General features: G+C 59.4%; 3 protein-coding genes and 1 pseudogene. 2 read left to right on the top strand and 2 right to left on the bottom strand.

Features of this window, described 5'->3' with window-relative positions:
- Nucleotides 1-248 precede the first annotated feature (248 nt).
- Nucleotides 249-2,621, bottom strand: a complete 2,373-nt coding sequence (locus ACLKMW_RS26235; RefSeq protein WP_415727459.1) for a DUF1989 domain-containing protein — start codon at nucleotides 2,619-2,621, stop codon at nucleotides 249-251.
- A 239-nt stretch (nucleotides 2,622-2,860) separates the two neighbouring features.
- Between ACLKMW_RS26235 and ACLKMW_RS26230 the strand changes: the two genes are divergently transcribed.
- On the top strand, nucleotides 2,861-3,589 hold the full coding sequence (locus ACLKMW_RS26230) for a FadR/GntR family transcriptional regulator (RefSeq protein WP_415727457.1): 729 nt from the start codon (nucleotides 2,861-2,863) through the stop codon (nucleotides 3,587-3,589).
- On the opposite strand, the gene ACLKMW_RS26225 is transcribed toward ACLKMW_RS26230, so the two are convergent.
- Nucleotides 3,569-4,885, bottom strand: coding sequence for an ABC transporter substrate-binding protein (locus tag ACLKMW_RS26225; RefSeq protein WP_415727456.1), 1,317 nt, complete (start codon nucleotides 4,883-4,885; stop codon nucleotides 3,569-3,571). The two genes, ACLKMW_RS26230 and ACLKMW_RS26225, sit on opposite strands and share 21 nt — an antisense overlap.
- Nucleotides 4,886-5,038: 153 nt before the next feature.
- On the opposite strand from ACLKMW_RS26225, the pseudogene ACLKMW_RS26220 reads away from it, so the two are divergent.
- Nucleotides 5,039-5,190, top strand: a pseudogene (locus ACLKMW_RS26220) (NAD(P)/FAD-dependent oxidoreductase); the annotation flags it as partial.

Raw genomic sequence — 5,190 nt, 5'->3', positions numbered from 1 at the left:
GCCGTTCATCTTTTTTTCCTTAGGGTAAACTTTGTCATAACCATCGCCGTCGTCAAGCGTTTTTGTGGCGATGGAACGCAAATGCCGGCCGTATCGGCCGCCAAGAATGCTCTTTCCCCCATTTACCCCTTGCTTACCCTACACGCTGCAGGATTTCAGTCCAGCCGGACCCGCCCCCTCCGAGTGAGTCTCCGGACAGTCTAAAGCAGCAGGCCCGGCGTATGGCCGGGCCTGGGACATCGATTTGGCTACGACCTGGGCCGTTCCTTCTTGGGATCGTAGTGGGCGAAGCCGACGACGGTTGCAGGCAATCGCTTCTGATGGCCGTCGAGCTTGCCGATCTCGACCTTTGTGCCGAGCTCGGCGTGAGCCACGTCGAGGCGGGCAAGCGCAATGCTCTTGCCGAGCAGCGGCGAGCGCATCGCCGAGGTGATCTCGCCGATCTGGGCGCGTCCGACATGCACGCAATCGCCGTGGCCGACTTCGACATTGGCGTCGATGTCGAGCCCGACCATCTTGCGCACCGGGTGCTCCTTGCGGCGGATCAGCGCCTCGCGGCCGATGAAGTCGTCGGTCTTGGTCTTCAGCGGCACAGTGAAGCCGATGCCGGCCTCGAACGGGTCGGTCTGGTCGGAGAAGTCGTAGCCGGCAAATACCAGGCCCGCCTCGATGCGCACCATGTCGAGCGCCTGCAGCCCCATCGGCTTGAGGCCGTGCGGCTGGCCGGCCGCCCAAACTGCGTCGAACACCTTTTCGGCATCGCGCGGATGGCAGAAAACCTCATAGCCGAGCTCGCCGGTGTAGCCCGTGCGCGACACCACGACCGGCACACCTTCGGCGCCGCCGATCCGGGCGACGGTGAAGCGGAACCACTCCAGCTCCTCGAAGGTCGGCTGATGCGGCGCCGTCCAGACGATTTCCTTCAGGATGTCGCGGCTTCTCGGTCCCTGCACCGCGATGTTGTGCATCTGATCGGTGGAAGAGCGAACCAGCACCTTCAGCCCGAGCTTTTCGGCGGTCTCGCGCAGCCAGATGCCGCTATAGTCGTCGCCGCCGATCCAGCGGAAATTATCCTTTCCGAGCCGGAGCAGGGTACCGTCGTCGATCATGCCGCCATGCTCGTAGCACATCGCGGTGTAGACCACCTGGCCGACGCCGAGCTTCTTGACGTCGCGCGTCAACGTATACTGCAGCAGCGCCTCGGCATCCGGCCCGGTAACCTCGAATTTGCGCAGCGGCGACAGGTCCATCACCACGGCCTTTTCGCGGCAAGCCCAATATTCCTCGATCGGTCCTGCTTTCGCGAAGCAATTGGCCAGCCAGTAGCCGCGATATTCGACGAAGTTGCGGGTGTGCTTGGCAAGGCTCGAATGGAATGCGGTTTCACGGGTCATTTTGGGCTCGGCATCCGGAGTGGCTCGTGTGGCGATGGCGCGGGAGAATTTGTGTGCGCCGGAATAGGTGCGAACGTGAATGTCTGAGAGATTCCAGCCGTTGGCCGGCGTGGTGTCGTCAGGGCAGGCAGACGAAACGCAGACGATGTCGGTCAGTGCCCGCAAGAGCACATAGTCGCCCGGCCGCGACCACGGCTCGTCGGAAAACATCACGCCATGAGCGTCGATGCCGGTGTTGAAGAAGAAGTTGATCGCCATCCAGCCGGCGCGTGGCTTCACTCCCTTGTCGGCCAGCGCGCCGTTGAAATTGTCGGAGCAGTTGACGTGACCGGGATAGCCGATGTCGTCGTAATATTTGGCGTAGCAGGCGAGCGCGAAGGCATCGTGGCGGCCGCAGGTGTCCTGCACCACCTCCACCAGCGGCTCCATGTCCTGGTCGTAATATTTGGCGTGCAGCCCCGGCATCGGATAGGCATGGCCCATGAGCGAGCGGGTGGCGGTGACGTCGAGCGGATGATCCTTGCCCTGGTCGAGCTTTCGCGCCGAAAAGCACTGGAAGTCGGTGCACTGACGCCCGTCGACGTCGATGATCTGGATGAAGTCGCCCTTCTTGACGAAATAGGACCGGGCGGTGGCCGACTTCACCCGAAGGTCGAGCACCGGATCCGCCAAGGGCTCGGGCAGGTCGGATGATTTACCCGCCGGCTTGATTCGCGCGCGCTGCACCAGAACCAGGAGCGGTGTCGCGGTGTCATGGCCGTCGACAGCCATCGGGCCGCCGGGGGCCGCCACGATCAGGCTGCCGTCGCGGGTTACCTTGAAGGTCTCTTCAGAGCCAACCGGGCTCGTGCTGCCGAACAGCCGCACCGCCTGCGGTGCGGCGAGATCGATTCCGCGCCGCTCCAAGCCATTGCGGAAGGCGGCGAGGCTCTCATTGTCTTCAAGCAGCAGCGCCTTCAGCCCGGCGGCGTTGCTGTTGGCCTTGGTGCCGAGGATGCCGGCATCGGTGCGGCCGGAAGCATCCGCGGCAACCAACTCACACGCCTGGCCGCCTTCGAGATCGCGGATGGTGACCGTATCGCCGGCTTCGATGCTGATGAACACCGCACCCGCACCTGCGACCTGATAACGCTCGAGCCCTTCAGGCAGCGCCATCAGTCCCCGCTGAAACACCACGCTCGGGCGCGGCGGCCCTGCAGAGACCGTGGGATAAACTGCCTGCGACATCATTCACCTCCCAAGCGAACGTTTCCTGCATGTGAAATTTTTTCAGCGACAAGAATACGCAGCCTGCTCTCTCATGGCAAGGCGAGATTCCCGTACTTAAGGATTCCAGTACTTAAGAAGGAGCGTCAATTCCGAAAGCGCGGAATCGGGGGGCATGTGGCGATTGTTATGAAGATTGTGCTGCGGTAAAACTCGTCTTGCGCCGTTCCGCAGGGCAGAGCTGATAGCAGAGTTATGAAATGAAGGCTGAAATCGACCGGATAACGTCCCAGATCATCACCACCCACTCGGTGGGGGCGACGGTGCAGATCGTTCTGGATCGGCTGTTTGCGAAAATAAAATCGGAGGAGTATCCGCCGGATACACGCCTTCCGTCGGAACGTGCGCTGGCATCGGAAATGGGGGTGGCCCGCAACACCGTGCGCGAGGCGCTGGATGTATTGGAGACCCGCAACGTCATCAAGCGGCGGCCTGGCAGCGGCAGCTTCGTGACCTATCGCTCGGAAGATGCGCCGACGCGGGACGATAACTCGGTTGCGTTGGAAACCAGCCCGTTGGACCACCTTGTGGTGCGCGGTATACTTGAGCCCGAGATGGTGCGCCTCGCCGTCATCAATATGACGCCGCGTGAAGTGCGGGAACTGGAACAACTCATGTCGAAGATCGAGGGCGTGCATACCGATGTCGCTGCCTTCGTGAAATGCGAAGAGGAAATTTATCGCAAGATTGCCGAAGGTACGCGCAACCCACTGCTGGCATCCTGTTACAATCTGGCGATCGAGGCTTGCAGATTGAGCTTTCGTACTGCGCTGCTTCGCCGGCACCTGACCCCGAAGCGTATCCTTGAATATCAACAGCGTTACAACACGCTGTTCAACGCGATCGCCTCTCGCGATGTCGAGCGAGCAGTCGAGTTTATCAAGCTGCACCTGATCGAGGAGCAGAAGTTACTTTTGCAGGAGAATTGATGCCGGTTTCCGTGTTTTCAGAGCGGCTCCATTCCTGTTCGAGCGCAAGCGCTGTTGCCAAAGCTGTCCCAGATTTGACATTTCCTTTTTGAGAAGGCCGCCATGGCGTTGCAGCCATCTGGGGATCGAGCCGAAAGTAGCAATTTTCGCCTTGCCGTTCTTCAGCGTTACCACGGGCCAGTCTCCGACCAGCGCGTTGTCGATCCCAAACATGCTTTCGCCCCACCAATGGGCCGGACCGAAGGCGTGGGTGACATGTCCAAGCTGTTTCATTGCCGCCAATACGGATAAGGAATTGACGCTGTTGCATTTTTCAACCGCAGCATGCCAGATGTCCAGAATGGCGACATATTCCCAGCTCACCGCGGTCCAGGTGCCGGGAAAGCGGCGGTTGTACTCGTCGAAGAAGGCTTGTGGTCGGTTGAAGAAAAACGTCTTTTCCTTCAGTTTTTCATCGTCGAAATCCGGGAACTGAAACACGAAATCTTCCATGAATTCGACGGATGTTCTTGCAACCAACTGGTCATAATAGTCCAGTGTGCAGGATATGATCTGGCCCTTGAAGCCCTTCGCATGGGCATATTCGGTCATGGCATGGACCATTGGCGTATAGCTGGTGCACCAGCACAGGATATCGGCCCCGGAATCCAGCATCGGCTGCACTATCCCGGCTGCATCGGTCACGCCGGGATCGTACTGAATTTCCTTGATAATATCGATGCCACCGGCCTTGAATGCCGCGCGATAGGTCGCAAGCGAGGGAAGACCAAGTTCGTCGCACTGGCTGCAGATTGCTACGCTTCCAAGCTCTGGTTTGGTTTGCGCCAGCCATTCCACTCCGGTCACGTTGTAGAACGGATGCAGTTCACTTGGCGCGATCAGGTAAGGTGTATCTGGTGACAGGTCGCTGGGCAGCAAGGTCGAGGTCAGGAGTTTGCGCTGGGTCAGGTAGTCACGTATCTGCGTGATCGTATCTCCACCCAGCATCATCAGCAGCTTGATGTCATGCTGCTCCACCAGATGGCGCGCGCCTTTCTCGGCCTGCTCGGCATCGTAGCCGCAGTCACATTCCACGATCTTGATCGGATAGCGTCGTCCGTTGATCAGCAACCCGCCGGTTTTGTTCAGCCAGTCTTCCCAGATCCGGCAGCCATGCAATCCGGGCAAGCCCCATGATTCCACCTGGCCGCTAAGCGGGGCCAGAAATCCGATATTCACCGCGTTCGGCATGCCGACAGACAGCCGGGGCAGGGCGCTGGAGACCGCGAGTTGATGGGCAAAGCTGGAATTCTGCATATCAGTAAGTATCCCCAAAGACCGGAAGGTTTATCCTCTTTACTTGAATTTTTTCTTCCCCGCAGGAAATCGGTTGACAGATTGGTTTAATCAAAGGCACCATTCTATGTACCAAAAGAACCAATAACAAATTTCTTTTTAGAGGGGTACTGCATGGACAAAAGGGTTGCAGTCATCGGTGCGGGCCCGTCTGGCCTGGCCCAGCTCCGGGCGTTTCAATCGGCCGCCGCCAAGGGCGCGGCCATTCCCGAGATCGTCTGCTTCGAAAAGCAGGCCAATTGGGGCGGGCTGTGGAACTACACCTG

The organism is Borborobacter xinjiangensis, assembly GCF_047739745.1.
Lineage (GTDB): Bacteria > Pseudomonadota > Alphaproteobacteria > Rhizobiales > Rhizobiaceae > Pseudaminobacter.
Note: the sequence above shows the minus strand (reverse complement) of the source record. Positions and strands in the feature narration are given on the sequence as shown.

What these genes read in the sequence shown, in the direction of transcription:
- ACLKMW_RS26230 (WP_415727457.1), top strand. Translation starts at nt 2,861, where the DNA reads ATGAAGGCTGAAATCGACCGGATAACGTCCCAGATCATCACCACCCAC.
- ACLKMW_RS26225 (WP_415727456.1), bottom strand. Translation starts at nt 4,885, where the DNA reads ATGCAGAATTCCAGCTTTGCCCATCAACTCGCGGTCTCCAGCGCCCTG.
- ACLKMW_RS26235 (WP_415727459.1), bottom strand. Translation starts at nt 2,621, where the DNA reads ATGTCGCAGGCAGTTTATCCCACGGTCTCTGCAGGGCCGCCGCGCCCG.